Source organism: Roseburia hominis A2-183, assembly GCF_000225345.1.
GTDB classification, from domain to species: domain Bacteria; phylum Bacillota; class Clostridia; order Lachnospirales; family Lachnospiraceae; genus Roseburia; species Roseburia hominis.
The window spans coordinates 975281-997268 of the sequence record NC_015977.1 but is presented as its reverse complement, the minus strand read 5'-3'; the positions used below and the strand labels follow the sequence as shown (position 1 = coordinate 997268).

Genomic DNA, 21988 nt, shown 5'->3' with positions numbered 1-21988 from the left:
ACACGCCGCTCCTTTCCCAAAAATATTCCTGACACTGCCATCACTGACGCTGCATTTTCCGATCTGTTCCTTTAATCTTCATCCAGCTTCAAGACGCTCATGAATGCCTCCTGCGGAATCTCTACATTTCCGACCTGACGCATGCGCTTCTTGCCTTCCTTCTGCTTCTCTAAAAGCTTTTTCTTACGCGAAATATCGCCGCCGTAGCACTTTGCAAGCACATCCTTGCGCAGCGCCTTGACTGTCTCACGGGCAATCACCTTGCCGCCGACTGCCGCCTGGATCGGAATCTCAAACAGATGTCTCGGAATCTCTTCCTTTAACTTCTCGCACATCTTTCTGCCCCTGTCGTAAGCACTGTCCTTAAAGACGATGAACGAGAGCGCGTCCACCTGCTCCTTGTTAATCAGAATATCCAGCTTCACAAGCTCGGAACGCTCATAGCCCTTCAGCTCATAGTCGAACGAAGCGTATCCTCTCGAGCGGGACTTTAAGGCGTCAAAGAAATCGTAGATGATCTCATTGAGCGGCAGATCGTACTTGATGAGCGCACGGGTCTCCTCCAGATACTCCATACCGTTGTATACACCGCGCCGTTCCTGGCAAAGCGTCATAATCGCGCCGACATACTCGCTCGTCACCATGATCTCCGCCGAAACGACCGGTTCCTCCATATACTCGATCTCGGACGGATCCGGCAGATTAGACGGGTTCGTCAGATCGATCACCTCTCCGTTCGTCTTGTGCACCTTATAGATAACGCCCGGTGCCGTCGTCACGAGATCCAGATGAAACTCTCTCTCCAGACGCTCCTGCACGATCTCCAGATGAAGCAGTCCTAAGAAACCGCAGCGGAATCCGAAGCCCAGCGCCAGCGACGTCTCCGGTTCATACTGCAGCGACGCATCGTTGATCTGAAGCTTCTCCAACGCATCGCGCAGATCCGGATATTTGGCACTGTCCGCCGGATACATGCCGCAGTATACCATCGGATTGACTTTTTTATAACCCGGAAGCGGCTCCTCACACGGATGTGCGGCGTTCGTCACCGTATCACCCACGCGGGTATCCCGCACATTTTTGATGCTCGCACAGATGTAGCCGACCATGCCGGCAGACAGTTCGTCACACGGAATGAACTGCCCTGCTCCAAAGTAACCGACCTCGGTAACTTCGGACTGCGCCCCGGTCGCCATCATAAGGATCGGATCGCCGACCCGCACCGTGCCCTCCTTGATCCGGCAGAACACGATGACACCCTTGTAGGAATCATAGAGTGCGTCAAAGATCAGCGCCTGAAGCGGCGCTTTTGGATCGCCGGCCGGCGCCGGAATCTTCTGTACGATCTGCTCTAACACCTGATCGACATTGAGTCCTGTCTTTGCGGAAATGCGCGGCGCATCCTCCGCCTCGATTCCGATGACGTCCTCGATCTCCTTTACGACCTCGTCCGGCTGCGCGCTCGGCAGGTCGACCTTGTTGATGACCGGCATTACATCCAGATCATGGTCTAACGCAAGATACACATTCGCAAGGGTCTGTGCCTCCACGCCCTGCGCCGCATCCACGACCAGAATCGCACCGTCGCATGCCGCAAGGCTTCTCGATACCTCGTAGTTAAAATCGACATGTCCCGGGGTATCGATCAGATTAAAAATATATTCCTCGCCGTCGTTCGCCTTGTAGATAATGCGAACCGCCTGCGACTTGATCGTAATTCCGCGCTCTCTCTCCAGATCCATGTTATCTAACACCTGCGCCTGCATTTCCCTGCTGGTCAAGGTTCCTGTTTTTTCTATAATACGATCGGCAAGTGTAGATTTACCGTGATCGATATGTGCTATGATACAAAAATTTCTGATTTTACTCTGGTCAATCGACATTCATTTCCTCCTGCCCGGTGCGCATCACTTCTGCCCTCCGGCAGCCACACGCATCACTTATCTGCAATATTATAAGGGATAAAACCGGAAAACGTCAAGGGAATCGCGGTTCGCAAAAACCACGCAATTTATTTGCAAACCGCGCATATATGAGCAAAATTTCACAATTTTACACTGGATTTTTCCCCAGAATATGATATGATATCAACGTCGATATTTATCGGCATGGGTTTTGGTGAATAAACCGAGAAAACCCCCTTCTTAAGCGAAGACCCCCTGCTACGGTGGCTGCAAACACCATAACAGGGGTTCTTCTTATTTTATGTATCATATGATAACTCAGATATCTTTTCCAAAGTCAAGACCGCTCTTCTCGCGCTTCTCTTCCTGCAGTGCAACCAGATCCGCCAGTGTGATATGATCCACGACATCGCTGATCGCCTGGTTCAGCCGCTTCCACACCTCCACGGTAACGCAATCCACTTCGCGTTCGCAACTTCCTTCCTCCTCCACGCAGGCAACCGGCGCGAGCGATCCCTCCGTCAGACGCAAAATATCGCCAACCGTGTATTCCTCCGGTGCTTTCCGCAGCGAATAACCGCCCTGCGGTCCTCTGGTGCTCCGCACATAACCTGCCTTGTTCAATACGGATATGATCTGCTCAAGATATTTGTCTGAGATCTGCTGTCTTTCCGCAATATCTTTAATGCGCACAACGTTGTTCTCACCGTTCATCGCCAGATCCAGCATCAGGCGCAGCGCATATCTGCCTTTTGTAGAAATTTTCATATTCGTTCACACTAACACCTTTCCTGCTTCTGCCAGTCCAGAAGATCCTGCAATGTCACATGATCGACCACGTCCCGGATCGCCTTATCGACTTTTTCCCAGAGCATGATCGTCGCGCATTTCTGCTGTTTGGGGCAGGGATTCTCGGCGTTCGCAAGACACTCGACCGGCGCGAGCGATCCCTCCGTCAGACGCAGAATATCACCGATCACATATTCGTCCAACGGCTTCGTCAGACGGTAGCCGCCCTGAAATCCCCGGCTGCTGGAAACATAGCCCGCCTTGTTCAGAATGGAAATGATCTGCTCTGTATATTTGACGGAAATCTCCTGTCTCGTTGCCATCTCCTTGACCGACACCGGATGCTCCGTGCCGTTGACCGCCAGATCGTACAGTATGTGGATCGCATAGCGTCCCTTTGTCGTAATTTTCATGCTATCGGGCCCCTTTCATCCTGCTGGCTTCACCGAACAGCTCTTCAAAATCCTCTTTTAAGAAGCGGTGATAAAACGCATGTCCCTCGTCGAACTTGACGCAGTACAGATAAGAATCCGGATTGCCATCCTCAAAGTAGCACACGTCATCAAATTCATCGCTTTTGATCTCAATGATACGAGCACTCTTAGAATAGTGCCGGAACAGCTCCCACACCTGCTCTCTCGTCACATCATGTCTGCCGAAGCAGTCAATCAGATCCTTTAAGAACGGATGCGCCACGCCGTGCGCATGCACATACTCCGCACCCGCTGCAGGAATGAGAAAACAGATTCTCCCGCCGCTCGCCCCAGATACTGCCACTTCACCGAGGGTATCCGCCGCATATGCGCCAAATCCCTCCAGCGCCGCAAGAACCGCCGGCTTGGAGCGGTCAGACAGCTTTAACACATGTCCGATTGACGACGATGGTGAATAAAACCGGATCGTCTCACGCTCATAGCCGAGCTTTAGCTGTTCCTCTAAGATCATGTCGCATAAATATTCTTTTAATGCCGTATAGTCCGCTTCATCCTGCCGATTCATTCTTAGTAATCTTCCTCTTCCAGACCTTCGCTGATATCGTTCTTCGGCTTCTCAAGACCTTCGATCTTGATGTTATGCTTCTCTGCGTAATCCCAGAGTGCCGCATGAATTGCCTCCTCTGCGAGAAGAGAACAGTGTACCTTTACAGGAGGAAGTCCGTCAAGCGCCTCCATAACTGCCTTGTTCGTGATCTGCAGCGCCTCGTAAATGGTCTTGCCCTTTACAAGCTCCGTTGCCATACTGCTGGTTGCCACAGCAGCGCCGCAGCCGAATGTCTTGAACTTGCAGTCACGGATAACCTGGTTCTCATCAATATCGAGATACATACGCATGATATCGCCGCACTTTGCATTTCCGACGGTGCCGACACCGCTTGCGTCCTCAATCTCTCCTACATTTCTCGGGTGCTGAAAATGATCCATAACCTTTTCACTATACATAACATATACCTGCTTTCTTTTTTATATTATTTGTTTTTCTTGATGAAATCCTCGTACAGCGGAGACATCTCTCTTAAGTGGTTCACAATCTCTTTTAAGTTGTCAACGACGTAGTCCGCATCCTCCATCGTGATCTGGTCGCTGATGGTCAGACGCAGAGAACCGTGTGCAATCTCATGCGGCAGTCCGATTGCCAGAAGTACATGGGACGGATCCAGGGAACCGGATGTACATGCAGAACCGCTTGATGCGCAGATTCCCTTGGAATCCAGAAGAATCAGCATGGACTCTCCCTCTACGAACTGGAAGCTGAAGTTCACGTTGTTCGGCAGACGCTTCACACGGTCTCCGTTTAACTTTGCATACGGAATCTCCTTCTCGATGCGCTCGATCAAATGATCTCTGACTTTGATCTCCTCCGCAGTGCGCTCCTTCATGTTGGCCGTAGCGATCTCTGCTGCCTTTGCAAGACCGATGATACCGGTTACGTTCTCGGTACCTGCTCTTCTGTGGCGCTCCTGTGCTCCGCCGTGGATAAAGGATTTGATCTTCACACCTTTTCTGATATATAAGAAACCGATTCCCTTCGGTCCGTTGATCTTGTGACCGCTGGTGCTCATCATATCGATATTCATTGCCTCGACATCGATCGGCACCTGTGTGTATGCCTGTACTGCATCTGTGTGGAACAGTACGCCATGCTCATGTGCGATCTTACCGATCTCAGCAATCGGCTCGATGGTTCCGATCTCGTTGTTCGCGAACATCACGGAGATTAAGATGGTGTCCGGACGGATGGCTGCGGTAAGCTCGTCCAGCTTTACCAGACCGTTCTCATCCACATCCAGGTAAGTGATCTCGAAGCCTTTCGTCTCCAGATACTCACAGGTGTGAAGAATCGCATGATGCTCGATCTTCGTCGTGATGATGTGCTTTCCTTTGGACGCATAGGCATCTGCCGTTGCCTTTAATGCCCAGTTGTCAGACTCGGAACCACCTGCGGTAAAATAGATATTCTCCGGCGTGGTGTTGATGGTCTTCGCAATGACCTCTCTGGCATCCGTGATTGCTTTCTTATTCTCAGAAGAAATGCTGTATATGCTGGATGGATTACCGAACTTCTCTGTAAAGTACGGAAGCATTGCATCAAGCACTTCCGGTTTGACCGGTGTGGTAGCTGCGTTATCCATGTAAATAAGTTTCTTTTCCATATTCTCGTACCATTTCCTTTTTTATTTCATATCATACCCATATGATATGATTTATACTAGTATCATTTTTTTTATTTGTCAACTGCAAAATACCTGCGGGAGATATTGTACTTCATTATATACAAAAAGAGGACGTTGCACAGCCGCCCCGACGGTGTAACATCCTCTCTTTATGCATCTTTCCTGCAGTTTCTCCGAAAAAATCCAGTTTTCTCTTCACCGCATACGATTCCTTAAATTACCTTCCGTATCCCCGTAGGACTTCACAGGTCTGTGCGATATCCTCCGCCGTATGTGCCGCAGAGACAAACATTGCCTCGAACTGCGACGGTGCCAGATATATCTGATGATCCAGCATATAATTAAAGTAATCCGCATATCTGGAAATATCGGAGGACGTTGCAGTCTCATAATCCTTTACTTTCTGGGCAGTAAAGAAAATGCTCATCAGCGATCCGATCTGATTCACGCAGACGCTTTCGCCAAAATGTCCTCGCATGCCCTCCGCAAGCGTCCTCGCACTTGCTTCGATCTGTGTGTAGATTTCCGGCGTCTCTTTTAAGATGGTAAGCGTCTCTATGCCTGCCGTCGTTGCGATCGGGTTGCCGGAAAGCGTTCCCGCCTGGTATACCGGTCCGACCGGCGCAACCATATCCATGATCTCTTTTCTGCCGCCGTATGCGCCGACCGGCATCCCGCCGCCGATGATCTTGCCGAGCGTCGTCAGATCCGGCGTCACATGAAAATATCCCTGCGCCCCGCCGATTCCAAGACGAAAACCGGTGATTACCTCATCAAAAATCAGCAGTGCCCCGTAATCTTCTGTGATTTTTCGCAGAAATTCCAGAAATCCCGGCTCCGGCAAAACGACTCCCATATTGGCAGCCACCGGCTCCACGATGATCGCAGCGATCTCTTTTCCCTGCGTCTCAAAGAGCTTCTGCACCGAATCCGGCTGGTTGTACTCCGCCACCAGCGTATTTTTCGTATAATCCGCCGGCACGCCCTTGCTGTCCGGTACAGACTGTGTGAGCGCTCCCGATCCGGCTTTTACCAGAAGTCCGTCCGAATGTCCGTGATAGCATCCTCTGAACTTCACGACCTTATCCCGTCCCGTAAATCCTCTCGCCACACGGATGGCGCTCATCGTCGCCTCCGTTCCGGAACTTACCAGTCTGGACACTTCCATCGACGGGATACAGGAACGGATCAGCTCTGCAAGCTTTAGTTCCTTTCCTGTCGGCGCCCCGTATGTCAGCCCGTTCTCGCACGCCGCCTGCACGGCTTTTATTACGCGCAGATAGGCATGTCCCAGAATGCACGGTCCCCAAGAACACACATAGTCAATATACGCGTTGCCGTCCACATCATAGATGTGGGAACCGCTCGCCCGCTCCACAAAGACCGGCGTCCGGTGAACCGCCTGATAGGCGCGCACCGGACTGTTGACGCCGCCCGGAATACATTTTTTTGATGCCTCAAATAATCGTTCTGATTCTGTATACTGCATATTTCTCCTCATTTCCGGCACTGCTGCCATTCTCTTCCACTACTTTCTCTCCTCGTCCAGCCACTTTGCCACATCCAGCGCGTGATAGGTGATGATGATTTTCGCACCCGCGCGTTTGATGCCGGTCATGATCTCCATCACGATCCGCCGCTCATCAATCCAGCCGTTTGCCGCTGCCGCCTTTACCATCGCATACTCCCCGCTCACATTGTACGCCGCCAGCGGGTAATCCGTACGGTCCATGACCTCTCTTACGACATCCAGATACGCAAGCGCAGGCTTTACCATAATGATGTCTGCGCCCTCCTCAATATCGGACAGACATTCCCGGATGGCTTCCCTGCGGTTTGCCGGATCCATCTGGTAAGTTCTGCGGTCGCCAAAGCTCGGCACGGAATGTGCCGCCTCGCGGAACGGTCCGTAAAAACCGGATGCAAACTTTGCGCTGTACGCCATCAGCATGGTATTTTTGCAGTCGTTCTCATCCAGAGCCTCACGGATCGCCGCCACTCTTCCGTCCATCATATCGGATGGAGCAATCACGTCCGCGCCTGCCTTTACGAGACTTACCGACATTTTTGCCAAAAGCGGCAGTGTCTCATCATTTAAAATCTCACCCTCACACACAAGGCCACAGTGTCCGTGGGACGTGTACTCGCACAGACACACATCCGCGATCACGAGAAGCTCCGGCATCCGTTTCTTGATGTGGCGGATCGCTCGCTGCGTCACGCCCTCATCATTTGTGAACTACCTCTTCGCGTGCTATGCGATTCCGCTTGTGATTTTCGCTACGCGGCTCTGGATGGCTGCGTTGAAAAACAGAATCACAAATGCAGTAAACAGCATCACCAGTGCGATGGACGTTGCCCCCGCGTAATCAAATTCCTGCAGCTTCGACATAATCATTAACGGCGCGATCTCCGTCTCATACGGCGTGTTGCCCGCAATGAACACCACGCTTCCGTATTCGCCGAGCCCTCTCGCAAAGGACATCGTAAATCCCGCCAGAAGCACCGGGGCAATCTCGGGTAAAATCACCCGGAACACGGTCTGTCTCGTATTGGCTCCGAGCATGTGTGCCGCCTCCTCATACTGGAGATCGATCTTCTCAAGCACCGGCTGTACCGACCGCACCACAAACGGAATCCCGATGAAAATCAGCGCCACAGTAATTCCCAGTTTTGTGTAGGCGATCTCAATTCCAAACTTATTGTAAAAAAAGGCGCCCACCAATCCGTTGGTTGTTGTCAGATGCGTCAGCGCAATGCCCGCCACCGCGGTCGGAAGCGCAAACGGAAGTTCTATGATTCCGTTCATGATCCGCTTCCCCGAAAATTCGTACCGCACCAGCTCCCAGGCCAAAATCACGCCCATGACGGCGTCCACCAGCGCCGCGAAAAATGCGGTCTAAAAACTAACCAGATAGCTGGATACCACACGCCGGTTCGTGATCGTCGCCACAAACTCAGGAAAAGACATCTGCGCCGAGAAGATAATCAGTGAACAGAGCGGAATCACGACAATCAGTCCCAGCATCGTTATGGTGATTCCAAAGGACAGTCCGACTCCCGGAATCACACGTTCTGTTTTCTGTTTTTTCCCTCTCATGCGACACTCCTCCTATTTTCTTACTTTTCCTATCTATTTTATATGAAATATACTTTACTCCTACTTATCCACACTGTAAAGTATGTTTTTGTAATTTTTAGTAATAAAGTGGTAAAGTGACATATGATACAGAGGAATTGCCGCGATAAGCATAGATCTTGTTTGGGTGAATAAGTAATATTATCAGAAATAGATACTTAAAAGTTCCAGATAACCATGCGGCGGTGAATTTTGCTTCAAAGAATTTGCCGCCGTCTGTTTATTCTGGAACTTTTTTGTTCTCTGGTCTTCTGATAATATTACTTATTACCCAAATGAGGTCTGTACTTATTGCAACAATTCCAGCTGTATTTCAATGTGACTAATCCAGCACGGTCTTCCAGCCGCTGCTCTCATATGCCGCAAAGCACATCCCGATCTGTTCCGCCGTCACTTTTTCTTCCGCAAGCGGAGACGGAAGGGCGTCCTTTGCAAAATACGCGGTCTCCGTCGTCTCAATGTTTTCCTGGAAGCTTCCGCCGGTGACGCTGCACTGCACAAATATTTTTATCACGCCGTAGGGCAGATTGTAGCGGTTATGCTTTCTCCAGTCGTGAACCGCGATCACTTTCTCCGGCTTCACGAGAAGACCTGCTTCCTCATGGGTCTCTTTTACCGTGTTGGACGCCACCGACTGATCCACGTCGCACCAGCCGCCCGGCAGCGACCATGTCCCGTTTTTTTCATGCACCATCAGTATTTTTCCATCGACAAAGACAGCCGCCCGGGTGTCAATCTTGGGCGTCTGGTATCCTGTTTCATTGCAGAAAAACCGTTTTACCGTATCCACCGGCACTTCCGTCCCCACACACAGCATCTCTGCCGCTATGTTCCGCAGCTCCTCGTAGCGCTCCTTGTCATATTCGGTTCCACCGTAGGTAAGTCCCGCCTGCGCAATGCTCTGCACGCGCATCGCAAGCTCCATCCACTGATCCATGCTTCCTCCATTCCGCAGACGCCGTGCGTCGTGCATCCGTGTTATCTCTCCTGTATTTCCTTTCCGCTGAGATGCTCGATCGTAATCTCGTATACGCTCACCGCTTTTCCCACGCGCTCCATCTCCTCCTCGATCATCGCCTCATCCGGATAATATTTTGCCGCCTCTGTGCTGATTTCTTTTGTCTTTCTTCTGATTGGTTGAAACATGATTGCCTCCTTTTTCCCGTCTCTCTTCTAAAATGTCAATGTCTGCCGGATGCTGTATCCATCCTTCTTAAAATCCGAAAACAGCGCTTCGATCTTTATTATTTTTCTCAAGACCGATGAATTTTTCACCGCCCTCCCACAGATAATCGATACCATTTTTTCATGTAGGCATCCTTTAATAATTCGTTATCCGCATTCACTAATTTCACAAACAGACCTGTCAGTCCATCATATTTGTGGAAATCGCCTGCATCATATAATATCACAAAATCATTTTGCCACAGAACTTTCCGTTTCACAATTCGTATTTGGCAATCCCACGCACTTTTTCCGATCTTACAACCAAATAGTAATTTTATATTTTATATTGTATATACACGCAAAAACAGACATGATACCGATTGCTTATCGGAACACCATGTCTGCTTTTGAAAAACTTCCATCCTTCTGGAAGCCCTTTTTATCTTTTCTGAATTTTTTCCTTAATTCTCGGACTTACAATCTGAATCATAATTACCACAATAAGGATAATGCCTTTGATTGCGTCATTGATGAGAGAATCCATCTTTAACGCCACTATAATTTTATCAATGACTGTGTAGGACATCGCACCAAAGAGAATACCAAGCATTTTTCCTCTGCCGCCTGACATGCTGATTCCGCCGAGAACCACTGCCGCAATCGCATACATCTCATAGCTGCTTCCGGTTGTTGCCGGGTCTGCCGACGCATTCATCGCAATCCATACAAACGATGCCAGTCCGACAAGCGCTCCTGCAATTACAAAAACAGAAACCTTTACCTTATCAACGTCAATTCCTGTCATGCGCGCTGCCTTCGCATTGCTTCCAACCGCATAGATCTGTTTTCCGTATTTTGTTTCCGTTGTCAGATACACAAAAATAATTGTCACTGCAATGAGGAGGATTCCCACGATTGGAACCGTAAGCACTTTTCCGTTTCCCATATTATACATTGCCTGATACAGCGTATTCGCATTCGCCATGCGGTAAACAGAACTTCCGCCGCCGATAAGGTTCTTATCGATATGCTGGCAATAATACTGTGCAAATGAGCGGTAAATAAGCATTGTCGCAAGTGTTGCAATAAATGCCGGAATTTTTCCATATCCGACCAGCATACCGTTGATCAGACCGCACACTGCGCCAAACCCTACCGCAAAAAGGAACGTCAATAGGATGTTATCTGTCATGTTAAATATCACTACCGAAAAACCGCTTACAAGCGCAAGCATGGAACCTACAGAAAGGTCGATATCTCCGGTCAAACAGATCAGTCCCATGCCGAATCCAATGATTCCAATGACTGCAGAATGCCGGAATATATTCATAAATCCACTCATCGTCAAACCGTGATTGGTAATCACATATACGATTAAAATGATAACATAAACAGCAATGTAGCTGTATTCACTCAGGAATTTCGTTCGTTTTGATTTCTCCTTCATTATAAAACCTCCTCTAACTGTACAGCATTTGTTGCATAACTCATCACTGTTGTTTCATCTATCTGGCTATGCGCAAGACTTCCTGCAATTTTCCCGTTATAAAATACGATACAGCGGTCTGCAACTTTTTTTATTTCCGGTATCTCAAGTGTGTTAAGCAGTATGGTTTTTCCTTCGGAAGCAAGCTTCAGAATCAACCGGTAGATTTCCGCTTTTGCTCCGATGTCAATTCCCTGTGTAGGATTATCCAGAAGCAGGATATCCGCATCTGTGTCAAGCCATCTTGCCAGAAATACCTTCTGCTGGTTGCCACCGCTTAGCGACGTAATAAAATCCGCACTATCGGCTGCTTTTATATTTAATATATCTTTAAAATTCTGATATTTTTTCTCTTCCTGTTTTTTAGAAATACAAGGTTTCTTTTTGGAAAGAACATGTTCCGCCAGGTACATATTCTCCAAAATCGACATATCAGGAACAACCGAATTTTCTTTCCTGTTTGCCGGAAGCATTGCAACCTTGTTCTTCATTGCCGCCTGAATCGAATGATGAGGCACACAATTTCCATTTACATACATATTTCCGCCATATGCAGGTGTTGCACCGAACATGCACTGAAGAAGTTCACTGCTGCCCGCTCCCTGCAGTCCCGTCAGCCCGATAATCTCTCCCTTTTTAACTTCAAAACTGACGTCACAAAATCCTTCTCCGCTCAGATTCTCAAGTTTTAAAACAGCTTCGCCTTTTTGTCTCGGTTCATAAATCTCGCCGGAAGAATAATTTTCTCCCACCATCTTCTGTATGATGGTATCTGTATCCGCCTCGCTGATTTTTCCGGAATCAATAAATTCCCCGTTACGGAAAATCGTATAGCTGTCTGAAATTCTGAAAATTTCCGGCATTTTATGAGATATAAAGATAAACGCTGTCCCGCTTTCCTTCAGTCGCTCTATAATATGGAAAAGATGTTCGATCTCACTGTTGTTCAAAGCTGTCGTCGGCTCATCAAGAATCAGCAACTTTGCCTTAAAAAACAATGCCTTCGATATCTCCAGAAGCTGCTTCTGGCTTGTCGTAAGCCCGGACACCTCTATTTCCGGATCAATTTCCACACCCAGTTCCTCGAAAAGTTCCCTCGACTCTTTTATCATTCTCTTTGTATCGACTTTCCCGAATTTATTGGTATATTCTCTGCAAAGAAAAATATTTTCATAAACCTTTAAATCATTAAACAGGTTCAACTCCTGATGTACAAACGCAATCCCTGCGTTTTCCGAAGATTTTACGGATATATTTTTCATTTCTTTTCCGTCAAACACAACTGTTCCGGCGTCTTTGTCATGTACACCTGTGAGAATATTCATAAGCGTAGATTTTCCAGCTCCATTCTCTCCCAAAAGTGCATGAACCTCTCCCGCTTCCACCCGCAGAGAAACTTCTTTCAGCACCTGTATGCCATTAAAGGATTTGCATATTCCGTTCATCTCTAATAAACTCATAAATAACTCCATTCTACCGAAATGATCATCTTTTATCATGCATGTTGTCCACCATATCGGGCAGACAACATGCATTGGTTTACCAAATTAGAATCCTTCGTACTCTGTCACATTCTCAGATGTCACATTTTCACATTCAATCACATGATCCTGCGGTACCGTTTTTCCATCAAGATAATCTACCATATCCTGAATTGCTGTCTGAATCATCGACGGACTATATGTAACAGATACCAGACCTCCAAACTGGGCTGTAAGTTCTGTATAATTTTCGCCGCGAAGCATTCCGTAAAATTCATCCAGTCCGCCACAACCACTGATTACCGGCTGATTTGCAAGAAATGCCTCTTTGGTTGTCTCATCGATTCCACCGCCGTTGAGCGCCTCGATAATACCCATTGCAAGCTCATCATCTTCCGCATAGAACCACTTTGTATCAGCGTTTCCAGCATCACTCATCAATGACTCAAATGCGGTCTTGGTATCTGATCTGCTCCAGTTCATTGCTCCTGAATATGTGATTGCACTTTCCACCTGCTCTTCTGTCCACTTTAAGGAATCCTCAATCGTAGCGTCCTCGAACTCTGCATTTCCAAGCAGATATTCTTTAAATCCCTGGTCACGGAGTGTTGTTACCGAAGAGGTATCGCCCTCATATACATATACCTCATCCCCCGGCTGCATTCCGCAGGATACGAAATATGCTGCCGCGGCGACACCGATTCCTTCATTGTCGCCTTTTACATTCGATACAGCGCTCGATGCAACACCATCAATGATCCGGTCAAATGCTACATATGGTATTTCTGCATCCACGATCTGCTGGATCGCCGACTGCACTGTGTCATCAATTGGCTGAATAACAATCGCGATATTTTTCTCACCTTTTGAGAGGATATCCTCAATATTTCTAATCTGCTCTGAAGCATCCGCTGAAGTAATCAGCTCGCTTGTGTATGTTCCTGCTGCATTTACTTCCTCGATTTTCTCCTTTGCAAATGTTGCAACAGAACCTGTCCAGCCATGGTCCTCCGGTGCTGTCAAAACATAGATATGCGTGCTATCCCCGTTTTCGCTTTCTCCGGTGTTCTGTTTTTCTGTAGCTGCCTGTGATGTCGACGCGCTTTCCGTCGCAGCATCTGATCCTCCGCATGCTGTTCCTCCCAATACCATTGCTGTTGTCATTGCCAATGCCAAAATTCTCTTTCTCATAGTTTTTTCCTTCTTTCTTTTATTTATTGAAACGGTACTTACCGTCCAATTACATTGGAAACTGTCTGATATACTCTTTTGATTTTAAAAGACTCTTTAAAATCTCTTCTCTGGAGCTCTCAAACGCTTTGTCTTCTACCTCAATACATACGTATCCGTCATAGCCAATGTCCGTAAGCGCACTCACAAACTTTCCCCAATTTACATCCCCCAATCCTGGGAGCTTAGGCGACATAAACTTCAGTGGATAAGCCATAACCCCTACCTTTGCCAGTTTCTCCGGATATAACTTTATATCCTTAAAATGTACATGAAAAATCTTATCCTTATATTCATAGATGGGATGGATGTAGTCCATCATCTGCCATACAAAATGCGACGGGTCAAAATTGATTCCCAGATATTCGCTGTCAAGGATCTCAAAAATCTTATCCCAGTTCTCCGGTGATGTCATAAGATTCTGTCCCCCAGGCCACTGGTCCTCGCCAAAGAGCATCGGACAGTTTTCAATGGCGATCTTCACCTTTCGTTCTTTCGCATACTCCAGAATAGGCGGCCAGATTTTCTCTACCAGCTTTAAATTCTCTTCCACGCTTTTTGTCTGATCCCGCCCGATAAAAGTCGTAACCATATTGACGTTCAGCTTCGCGCTGGCATCGATCACGCTCTTCAGATGTCGAATATTCTCTTCGCGTTTTTGTTCGTCCGGATCCATCGTGTTCGGATAAAAAGCAAGAGAAGATATCTCTATTTTTCGCTCTTTACAGTAGTTTAAGATGTACTCCGCCTTCTGATCATCAAGCGTCTCTGTATCAATATGGCACACCCCCGCATACCTTCTCTCTGTCTTCCCTGCACTAGGCCAGCATGCGATCTCGACACATTCAAATCCCTGTGCCGCAGCCGTATCGATCATTTCTTCAAAAGACCATCCATCCAGTATCGAACTTACAAATCCAAGTTTCATCCGTGTATCCTCCTATTGAATCATGATTGTTTTTTTCTCTTTTGCAGATTCCAGGCTTGCGAATATTGCTTTCATTGCATTCAGCACATCCCTTCCGCTCACTTCAGGTTCATGATTATTTACCACTGCTTCCACAAAAGAATCAATGATTCCGGACTTCGTCTGATTATCGTTGGTTTGAATTTTGTCTATGTCGTATAGAATTTTCTCACCGCCGCGTGTGATGACTTTAATAGAGTAAACCGGATCATCATATATTTTCATAATTCCTTCTGTTCCGTAAAGAATTGTTGAATTATCCTCTTCCCCGTAATAAGTCCAGCTTGCCGTCATGGTTCCAACCACTCCGTTCTCCATCTTATAGATGCAGATTGCATTGTCATCCACACCGATCAGATTTCCCTGCGCGTCCTTCTTGTCAAGCGTTGTTATATGCGCTGTTGTTTCAATGACTCTCGAATCAAGCAGAAACTGTATCAGATCCGTCTTATGAACCCCAAGGTCTGCCATTGCTCCCATAACGGAACGCGATTTGTCAAAAAACCATGTGTTCTTCGCACCGTCAATTCCCCATGTCTCCGGACCGCCATGTCCGAATGTCGTCTTAAAAGTAATTACGTCTCCGATTACTCCCTCAGAGATTAACTCTTTCGCCTTTACATGTGCTTTTGCAAATCTCTGGTTCTGCCCTATCATCAGATATTTCCCGTTTTCATCCGCAGCTTTTACCATGTCCATGCATTCCTCCAGCGTTACTGCCATCGGTTTCTCACAAAGGACATGCTTTCCAGCATTCAACGCCTTGATCGTAACTTTTGCATGTGCGTTATTTGCCACACAGACACTGACAGCATCCATCTCCTTGTCTGCCAGAAGTTCATCCTCCGTGCTATATGCCTTGCCGCCAAATTGCGCTGCCAGTTCTGCTGCCCGGTCAGCATTCCAGTCATAATATCCAACAATTTCTACATCCGGATTTTCCAGGTATTCCGGAATATGTCTAACCTGTGCAATTTTTCCACACCCGATTATTCCAACCTTCATGTTATCTCCTTTCATATTTTCTTTCATTCTTTCATTCTCTTGAAACAAAAGTAACATATTTTTTTCAGCAATTCAATCATTCTATCGTCATTTCAAGCATTTTCAGCGCTTTGTTTCTTTATTTTCGTTTATTTTGTCAATAATCGCCAAAGTATTTCTTATATAGCTGAAAACTTTTCACATTTTGTTTCATTTTATATTTACAAAATAAACAAAACTGGTGTATCATTATTATATTGATACACAGGAGGCTCACAGAGATATGAAAAAAGATAAAATTACGGTCGCAGACATCGCAAAAAAAGCAGGGGTCTCCCCTGCCACTGTTTCCCGAGTGTTGCGTCATAGAGAACTTGTAAAATCCGAAACCATCCAGCAAGTCGAAAATGCCATGTCCGCACTGGGATGTCTTCTCGAAAAGGGTACTATAGCTGCGGCTACCGAACAGCCTCTTATTATTTTGAATGTTCCGGAACTCGATAACGTTTTCTACCTGAAAGTCATCGACGGCGCCCTTGTATCCGCCAAGGCACACGGTTATCGTCTGCTGATCAACGACTCCCCGCTTGACCGGAGTTCTATTTACTCTTTTATCAATCTGTTAAAACAGGTACATGCCGCCGGAGTCATTTTATTGAATCATGTCTCCAAGGAACAGCTGGATATGATCCACTCTGTCGTACCGTTAGTTCAATGCAGCGAATATAACGAGCACGCGGATTACCCTTATGTCAGCATAGACGACTATAGTGCCGCAACAAGCGCTGCAGAATATATTGTTTCCTGTAATTGTAATAAAATCGCAATGATAAACGGTCCCATGTCCTTTAAATATGCTGTGAAGCGTCAGGAAGGTTTTCTTGATACGCTCCGCAAAAAAGATATTTCCGTTCGTCCGGACTGGATTGTCAGCCTGCCTGAAGTAAATTACCAGATGGCATACTCCGCAGTCTGCCGTCTGTTGAATAATGAAATTCGTCCAAATGCTTTTTTCGTTATCTCAGACGTTTTTGCCGCCGCTGTCATTCGTGCCGCTAAACGCTTTGATCTTCGTATTCCGGAGGATATTATTGTCGTCGGATTTGATAACCTGGACATCTCCATCATGACCTGTCCGACGATTACCACTGTAAACCAGCCGAGTTTTCAGCTGGGCTATTCGGCATGCGAACTTCTTCTTGATTCCATCAACCATCCTGATATGTTTCCCAAATCTCTGATTCTGGATACAGAACTTATCATCCGGGAATCCAGCGCAAAAATTTAACGCCCGGCAGATTGCTCTGCCGGGCGTTCCCTGTAAATTTCCTAATCACTGTTCATGAATTGCTTCAAACACTCCGCCGTCCGCGAAATGCTTCGCCGACGCCTCACTCCATCCACCAAAGTGCGCAATATCCGTGAGTGCAATGTCATCCACGATCCATTTTCCGTCTGCCGGCAGTTCCGTGATGACGCGCTCCCCCGATGTACTGATATAATCGGAAAAAACATCCGGATCCGACGGGCGGTAGAAGTTCTCCGCAAACGTGGTCGTCGCACCGCGCGCACCCGAATCCAGCACCAGCACATTGTGATAGAGTGTCTTCATATTCTCTGTGATCTCTTCCCCGCTCTGTCCCTGACTTTCAAAATAGTACCATGCCGCCAGATAATTCCAGCGCGCTCCGCCGGACGTCTTCGGGTTCGGGGTGATGACGCCCACGTCCTCCCGGAGCAGATCATCCCAGTCCGCAATGTTCTTCGGATTGTCCTTGCGCACCAGAAAAACAATCGTCGATGTGTACGGGGAACTTTCCTGATCAAATTCATCCTCAAAACCATCCTCAATCATTCCCGCATCCGCAACCACCTGCACATCCCCCTCCAGTGCCAGCGTCACCACATCCGCCTCCAGGCCGTTTGCCACCTCAAGTGCCTGCTTGCCGGAACCTCCGTGCGACTGGATCACCGTCACATCCTGCCCTGCCTGCTCCTTCCAGTGTTCCGCAAACAGTGCATTGTACGATTCATACAGTTCCCTGTGCTTTGAACCTTCCGTTACATGGTCAGTTCTTACTTTGTCTCGCCGCCCTCTACCACAAGCGTATCCTCGTAGTCACTGCCGTAAGTGTCAGCCAGTGTTGCCTCGTAATCTGCGTGGAAAAAATTCTCCTCGCCGAGTGCCTTGATCTCCTCATTGATCCAGTCTAATACGGTCGTGTTGCCCTTGCTGACTGCCGGCGCAATTGTATCTGTGCTTCCAAGCTCCGGTATACCTACGGTATAGCCCGGGTTCTGGAGTGCAAATGCAATGACCTCTGTGTTGTCATTTGCCCATGCAACACCGCTTCCGTTCTCAAGCGCTGTCTTTGCTGCCGCATAGGAATCATATTTCTGTAAGGTCAGATCCGGATAGTTCTCGGTCAGGTAGGTCTCTGCTGTTGTACCGGAAATCACGATCACCGGATCATCCGCTGTCAGATCATCCAGACTCTCAACCACTGCAGAATCCGGAGAAATCACACCGAGGGATACGTTCATGTACGGGAGTGCAAAATCAACTTCCTCCGCGCGCTCCGGTGTCACGGTAAAGTTAGCCAGAATGACATCGACTTTTCCGGTCTGTAAATACTCAATACGGCTTGCAGCCTCGGTGGAAACGAAGTTCACATCCACGCCGAGATCCTCTGCCAGACGGTTTGCAAAGTAGACATCATATCCCTGATACTCTCCGTTCTCATCCACATAGCCAAATGGATTCTTGTCGGAAAATACACCGATGTTGATTGTGCCGCTCTCCTTGATCTCGTCTAAGGTGCGGTATACCACATCTGCGGATGCATCGCCTGCGGATGCCTGTGTATCTGCGGTAACTCCTGTCTGCGCATCACTGCTGCTCTCCGCTGCATCTGTATTGCCACAGCCTGCCAGCATTGCTCCAGTTAATGTCAGTGCTGTAAACAGTGCCAGTCTCTTCGTTAATCTTTCTTTTTTCATAATATTGTCCTCTCTTTCTATTCCAAACTTCCATCGAAGCTTCAGAATCAACCTTTTGTGCCGCTCTCTAGTCGCGGACTGCCTCAAATTCAAATGTGTGCAGAAACTTTTTCGCACGCTCTGTCGTCGGATGGGTAAAAAATTCATCCGGCTTTCCTTCTTCCACAATCTCTCCCTGGTCAATAAAGACCACACGGTCTGCAACCGCCCTTGCAAAGGACATCTCGTGTGTGACGATCACCATAGTGCTTCCTGCCTTAGCAAGCTCTAACATCGTATCCAGTACCTCGCGCACCATCTCCGGATCAAGCGCTGCGGTCACCTCATCGAACAGCATAATCTCGGGGTGCATCATCAGTGCACGCACGATCGCAACACGCTGCTTCTGACCGCCGGAAAGCTGTCTCGGAAAACTGTCACACTTGTCGAGAAGCCCTACTTTTTCCAGAAGCTGTTTTGCCTCGGAAACGGCGTCCTCTTTTGTTCTCTTCTGCACCTTAAGCGGTGCCAGGATCACATTTTCCAGGATCGTCTTGTGTGGAAAAAGCTCGTAGCTCTGAAATACCATCCCGACCTTCTGACGGATCCCGGCGATATTCTTCGCCTTTCCGTCGATGGTCTCGCCTCGAAGCGTAATGCTTCCCTCCTGAATCGGCTCTAAGGCGTTGATACATCGAAGCAGTGTGCTCTTACCGCATCCGGATGGTCCGATGATAACCACAACCTCTCCTTTGTGGATGGTCAGGCTTAGATCCTTTAAGATCTTGTTTCCCTCGTAGGATTTTTTGATATGTTCAATTTTTAACAATTCTTCTGCTTCTGCCTTCATATCAGTTACTCCATTTCTTTTCCAGATGTCCCGCCAGCATACTGATCGGCCAGCATGCCAGGAAATACAGTACAAACACGGTTCCGTACAGTCCGAACGCCGCATTCGGCGATGCCATACGGTTTGCCTCGATGATCTGCTGTGTCACCTTTAACACCTCCACCACACCGATCATCATCACAAGGCTTGTCGTCTTAATCATACGGGTGACCAGGTTGATCGACAGCGGGATCAGACGCCGCAGGGTCTGCGGGATAATAATGTAAAAATAAATCTGACTTCTCGTCATTCCAAGCGCTGCACCACTCTCATACTGGTGCTTCGGGATACTGATTAACGCGCCGCGCACCAGATCTCCCATCTCTGCGGTTCCCCAGAATGTAAATACGATTACCGATGCAAACTCCGCCGATAAATTCCAGCCAAACATCCGCGTCGTTCCGAAAAACACGAGAAACAGCAGTACCATCTGCGGCATGATGCGGACAATCTCCAGATACACTCTTGTCACTGCTTTTGTCACCGGATTCTTCCATGTCATGACGATGCCGAGCAGAATGCCGAGCGGAATACTGATGACCACGGCGATCAGGCTGATCTTAAGCGCCACCCACAGACCGCCCAGAAGCCTTATCATGTTCTTGCCCTTAAACAGGACGCTAATTCCCAAATCCGGCATAGCGCAGCCTCCTCTCTAACAATGTTCCAAGGATGGATACCGGAAGTAAAATAATCAGATAAAATACCACCAGTAAGAACAGGCACTCCGCTGTCTTATAGTAAAGTCCGATCAGGTCTTTGGCTGTAAACATCAGATCCATCAGGCTGATTGCTGAAAACACACTCGTCTCTTTTAACAGGAAGATCACATTCGCCACAAATGCCGGTACGCTGATGGATACCGCCTGCGGCAGAATGACATAGACCACTGCCTGCTTCTTCGTCATGCCAAGGCTTAACGCGCTCTCCATCTGGATCGGCTCGATCGCCTCGAGTCCGCTGCGGAACGCCTCCGCCATATAGCTGCCTCCTAAGAGTGCCAGACCCGCCACGCCGCAGACATCCGCGGAGATGGAAAGTCCCACCTTCGGCAGTCCGAAATAGATAAAAAAGAGCTGCACCAGAAGCGGTGTGTTGCGGAACAATTCGATATATATTTTTACAATCTGTCTCGCCACCGGTATCTTATAATGTACAATCAGCGCACATATAAGACCAATGATGATTGAAAATGCAATTCCCATCCAGCCGATCCGGAGTGTCAGCCACATGGCTTTCTGATACAGCGGCAGGTATTGCGAGATGACTTCCCAGTTCACATTTTCACATCCTATCTTATTTCTTATTATTCCTAGCTGTTTTATATGATATAAGAAATATACTCCTACTTTATATATATGTCAAGTAGGAAATTAAATAATTTCTTTTTGTTCTAAAAAAGAAACAGAATCATTCTGTGTCAGAGAATCCTTCTGTTTTGTTCTGTTACTCTATTTCTATATTCTATGCAGTTTTAATATTATGCTTTCCGGATGCCGTCGTTCATGCTTCCCATCCGGTATCCGCCGAGATCGAGTGTCACATAGGTAAAACCGATCTCCTTGCATGCCGCATTGACCTTCTGGTAAAAATCGTCTGCAAACATTTTTGCAAAATCCTCCGTGCCGATCTCGATACGGGCAATCGTGTTCGTTCCGCTCTCGTGAATCCGCACGCGCACCTGATGAAATCCGGCATCCAGCAGAAGCTGCTCCGCGCGGTCCACCATGCCAAGGCGCTCCTCGGTGATCTCCTCCCCGTAGACAAAGCGGGAAGAAAGACATGCAAACGACTGCTTATTCCATGTCGGAAGCCCCAGCCCGTGGGAGAGTTCGCGGATCATGCTCTTGTTCATCCCCGCCTCGCGCAGCGGACTAAGCACGGAAAGCTCGGCAACCGCCATCAGTCCCGGGCGGTAATCGCCGTTGTCGTCCAGATTGGACGCCTCCGCCACGTAGGGGATGTCGTACTCCTTTGCAATATCCCAGATCTTTGTGAAAAGCTCCTTCTTGCAGAGGTAGCAGCGGTTGGTCGGATTATGGGAAAATCCCTCAATCTGCAATTCCTCCGACTCCACCACGATATGTTTTATGTGCTCCTTCTCACAGAATGCTTTTGCCTCTCTTAATTCTCTCTCCGGAAAGGAACAGGAGCGAGCCGTCACTGCGACCGCCCCATCTCCCAGCACGTCATGTGCCACTTTTAATAAGAATGTCGAATCCACACCGCCGGAAAATGCAACAACCATCTTCCCTTTTTCCCGGATCGACTGTTTTAATGCTTCCATTTGTTCCATCGTATT

General features: G+C 48.0%; 22 protein-coding genes and 2 pseudogenes. 1 reads left to right on the top strand and 23 read right to left on the bottom strand.

All coding sequences use genetic code 11. From position 1 onward, the window contains the following. Positions 1–71 precede the first annotated feature (71 nt). From lepA to RHOM_RS04465, 17 genes and pseudogenes are all read right to left on the bottom strand, one after another. Entirely contained in the window at positions 72–1883 is a 1812-nt protein-coding gene (lepA, locus tag RHOM_RS04535; protein ID WP_014079092.1) for a translation elongation factor 4, read from the bottom strand. 339 nt (positions 1884–2222) lie between these two features. After that, positions 2223–2672, bottom strand: coding sequence for an RrF2 family transcriptional regulator (locus tag RHOM_RS04530; protein ID WP_014079091.1), 450 nt, complete (start codon positions 2670–2672; stop codon positions 2223–2225). A gap of 11 nt (positions 2673–2683) precedes the next feature. Continuing rightward, the gene (locus tag RHOM_RS04525; RefSeq protein ID WP_014079090.1) at positions 2684–3106 is read right to left on the bottom strand and encodes an RrF2 family transcriptional regulator; all 423 of its coding nucleotides are present in this window, start codon (positions 3104–3106) and stop codon (positions 2684–2686) included. Position 3107: 1 nt separating this feature from the next. Further along, positions 3108–3692, bottom strand: coding sequence for a DUF3877 family protein (locus RHOM_RS04520; protein WP_014079089.1), 585 nt, complete (start codon positions 3690–3692; stop codon positions 3108–3110). Between the two features lie 2 nt (positions 3693–3694). Continuing rightward, complete coding sequence (gene nifU, locus RHOM_RS04515; protein ID WP_014079088.1) at positions 3695–4132, bottom strand: Fe-S cluster assembly scaffold protein NifU; 438 nt, start codon at positions 4130–4132, stop codon at positions 3695–3697. A 26-nt stretch (positions 4133–4158) separates the two neighbouring features. Then, a complete protein-coding gene (gene nifS / locus RHOM_RS04510; RefSeq protein ID WP_014079087.1) occupies positions 4159–5343 on the bottom strand; it encodes a cysteine desulfurase NifS in 1185 nt (394 codons plus the stop codon). Between the two features lie 238 nt (positions 5344–5581). After that, positions 5582–6853 (bottom strand): glutamate-1-semialdehyde 2,1-aminomutase, encoded by a 1272-nt coding sequence (hemL, locus tag RHOM_RS04505; protein WP_044024849.1) that lies wholly within the window; start codon positions 6851–6853, stop codon positions 5582–5584. Positions 6854–6892: 39 nt separating this feature from the next. Then, positions 6893–7597 (bottom strand): annotated as a pseudogene (gene hemB / locus RHOM_RS04500) (porphobilinogen synthase); the annotation flags it as partial. A gap of 21 nt (positions 7598–7618) precedes the next feature. Beyond that, a pseudogene (gene cysT / locus RHOM_RS04495) lies at positions 7619–8464 on the bottom strand (sulfate ABC transporter permease subunit CysT). Positions 8465–8825: 361 nt separating this feature from the next. Next, on the bottom strand, positions 8826–9440 hold the full coding sequence (locus RHOM_RS04490; RefSeq protein ID WP_044024847.1) for an NUDIX hydrolase N-terminal domain-containing protein: 615 nt from the start codon (positions 9438–9440) through the stop codon (positions 8826–8828). A 41-nt stretch (positions 9441–9481) separates the two neighbouring features. Next, positions 9482–9649: a hypothetical protein gene (locus RHOM_RS17665; protein WP_014079083.1), complete on the bottom strand. Its 168-nt coding sequence runs from the start codon at positions 9647–9649 to the stop codon at positions 9482–9484. Positions 9650–9774: 125 nt separating this feature from the next. After that, entirely contained in the window at positions 9775–9915 is a 141-nt protein-coding gene (locus RHOM_RS17335; RefSeq protein ID WP_197736944.1) for a hypothetical protein, read from the bottom strand. 194 nt (positions 9916–10109) lie between these two features. Beyond that, entirely contained in the window at positions 10110–11117 is a 1008-nt protein-coding gene (locus tag RHOM_RS04485) for an ABC transporter permease (protein ID WP_014079081.1), read from the bottom strand. Beyond that, positions 11117–12616, bottom strand: coding sequence for a sugar ABC transporter ATP-binding protein (locus RHOM_RS04480; protein WP_044024846.1), 1500 nt, complete (start codon positions 12614–12616; stop codon positions 11117–11119). The genes RHOM_RS04485 and RHOM_RS04480 overlap by 1 nt, the downstream gene beginning before the upstream one ends. A gap of 87 nt (positions 12617–12703) precedes the next feature. Beyond that, the gene (locus tag RHOM_RS04475; RefSeq protein ID WP_014079079.1) at positions 12704–13828 is read right to left on the bottom strand and encodes a substrate-binding domain-containing protein; all 1125 of its coding nucleotides are present in this window, start codon (positions 13826–13828) and stop codon (positions 12704–12706) included. A 49-nt stretch (positions 13829–13877) separates the two neighbouring features. Then, entirely contained in the window at positions 13878–14795 is a 918-nt protein-coding gene (locus tag RHOM_RS04470) for a sugar phosphate isomerase/epimerase family protein (RefSeq protein ID WP_014079078.1), read from the bottom strand. Positions 14796–14807: 12 nt separating this feature from the next. After that, positions 14808–15839, bottom strand: coding sequence for a Gfo/Idh/MocA family protein (locus tag RHOM_RS04465; protein WP_044024845.1), 1032 nt, complete (start codon positions 15837–15839; stop codon positions 14808–14810). A 262-nt stretch (positions 15840–16101) separates the two neighbouring features. Between RHOM_RS04465 and RHOM_RS04460 the strand changes: the two genes are divergently transcribed. Then, on the top strand, positions 16102–17106 hold the full coding sequence (locus RHOM_RS04460; protein WP_014079076.1) for a LacI family DNA-binding transcriptional regulator: 1005 nt from the start codon (positions 16102–16104) through the stop codon (positions 17104–17106). A 45-nt stretch (positions 17107–17151) separates the two neighbouring features. On the opposite strand, the gene RHOM_RS04455 is transcribed toward RHOM_RS04460, so the two are convergent. The 6 genes from RHOM_RS04455 to larE form a co-directional block, all read right to left on the bottom strand. Continuing rightward, on the bottom strand, positions 17152–17856 hold the full coding sequence (locus RHOM_RS04455) for a sulfate ABC transporter substrate-binding protein (RefSeq protein ID WP_081467953.1): 705 nt from the start codon (positions 17854–17856) through the stop codon (positions 17152–17154). Between the two features lie 38 nt (positions 17857–17894). Beyond that, positions 17895–18818, bottom strand: a complete 924-nt coding sequence (locus RHOM_RS04450; RefSeq protein ID WP_014079074.1) for a transporter substrate-binding domain-containing protein — start codon at positions 18816–18818, stop codon at positions 17895–17897. 67 nt (positions 18819–18885) lie between these two features. After that, complete coding sequence (locus tag RHOM_RS04445) at positions 18886–19647, bottom strand: amino acid ABC transporter ATP-binding protein (protein ID WP_014079073.1); 762 nt, start codon at positions 19645–19647, stop codon at positions 18886–18888. A gap of 1 nt (position 19648) precedes the next feature. Continuing rightward, complete coding sequence (locus RHOM_RS04440) at positions 19649–20326, bottom strand: amino acid ABC transporter permease (protein ID WP_014079072.1); 678 nt, start codon at positions 20324–20326, stop codon at positions 19649–19651. Next, positions 20307–20966 carry an amino acid ABC transporter permease gene (locus RHOM_RS04435; RefSeq protein ID WP_014079071.1) on the bottom strand — a complete coding sequence of 220 codons (660 nt, stop codon included), beginning with the start codon at positions 20964–20966 and terminating at the stop codon, positions 20307–20309. Before RHOM_RS04435 ends, RHOM_RS04440 begins: the two co-directional genes overlap by 20 nt. A 200-nt stretch (positions 20967–21166) precedes the next feature. Continuing rightward, complete coding sequence (gene larE, locus RHOM_RS04430; RefSeq protein WP_014079070.1) at positions 21167–21982, bottom strand: ATP-dependent sacrificial sulfur transferase LarE; 816 nt, start codon at positions 21980–21982, stop codon at positions 21167–21169. Positions 21983–21988: the final 6 nt, after the last annotated feature.

Coding starts and splice junctions, on each gene's coding strand:
- lepA (WP_014079092.1), bottom strand. CDS start 1,883: ATGTCGATTGACCAGAGTAAAATCAGAAATTTTTGTATCATAGCACAT.
- RHOM_RS04530 (WP_014079091.1), bottom strand. CDS start 2,672: ATGAAAATTTCTACAAAAGGCAGATATGCGCTGCGCCTGATGCTGGAT.
- RHOM_RS04525 (WP_014079090.1), bottom strand. CDS start 3,106: ATGAAAATTACGACAAAGGGACGCTATGCGATCCACATACTGTACGAT.
- RHOM_RS04520 (WP_014079089.1), bottom strand. CDS start 3,692: ATGAATCGGCAGGATGAAGCGGACTATACGGCATTAAAAGAATATTTA.
- nifU (WP_014079088.1), bottom strand. CDS start 4,132: ATGTATAGTGAAAAGGTTATGGATCATTTTCAGCACCCGAGAAATGTA.
- nifS (WP_014079087.1), bottom strand. CDS start 5,343: ATGGAAAAGAAACTTATTTACATGGATAACGCAGCTACCACACCGGTC.
- hemL (WP_044024849.1), bottom strand. CDS start 6,853: ATGCAGTATACAGAATCAGAACGATTATTTGAGGCATCAAAAAAATGT.
- RHOM_RS04490 (WP_044024847.1), bottom strand. CDS start 9,440: ATGGATCAGTGGATGGAGCTTGCGATGCGCGTGCAGAGCATTGCGCAG.
- RHOM_RS17665 (WP_014079083.1), bottom strand. CDS start 9,649: ATGTTTCAACCAATCAGAAGAAAGACAAAAGAAATCAGCACAGAGGCG.
- RHOM_RS04485 (WP_014079081.1), bottom strand. CDS start 11,117: ATGAAGGAGAAATCAAAACGAACGAAATTCCTGAGTGAATACAGCTAC.
- RHOM_RS04480 (WP_044024846.1), bottom strand. CDS start 12,616: ATGAGTTTATTAGAGATGAACGGAATATGCAAATCCTTTAATGGCATA.
- RHOM_RS04475 (WP_014079079.1), bottom strand. CDS start 13,828: ATGAGAAAGAGAATTTTGGCATTGGCAATGACAACAGCAATGGTATTG.
- RHOM_RS04470 (WP_014079078.1), bottom strand. CDS start 14,795: ATGAAACTTGGATTTGTAAGTTCGATACTGGATGGATGGTCTTTTGAA.
- RHOM_RS04465 (WP_044024845.1), bottom strand. CDS start 15,839: ATGAAGGTTGGAATAATCGGGTGTGGAAAAATTGCACAGGTTAGACAT.
- RHOM_RS04460 (WP_014079076.1), top strand. CDS start 16,102: ATGAAAAAAGATAAAATTACGGTCGCAGACATCGCAAAAAAAGCAGGG.
- RHOM_RS04450 (WP_014079074.1), bottom strand. CDS start 18,818: ATGAAAAAAGAAAGATTAACGAAGAGACTGGCACTGTTTACAGCACTG.
- RHOM_RS04445 (WP_014079073.1), bottom strand. CDS start 19,647: ATGAAGGCAGAAGCAGAAGAATTGTTAAAAATTGAACATATCAAAAAA.
- RHOM_RS04440 (WP_014079072.1), bottom strand. CDS start 20,326: ATGCCGGATTTGGGAATTAGCGTCCTGTTTAAGGGCAAGAACATGATA.
- larE (WP_014079070.1), bottom strand. CDS start 21,982: ATGGAACAAATGGAAGCATTAAAACAGTCGATCCGGGAAAAAGGGAAG.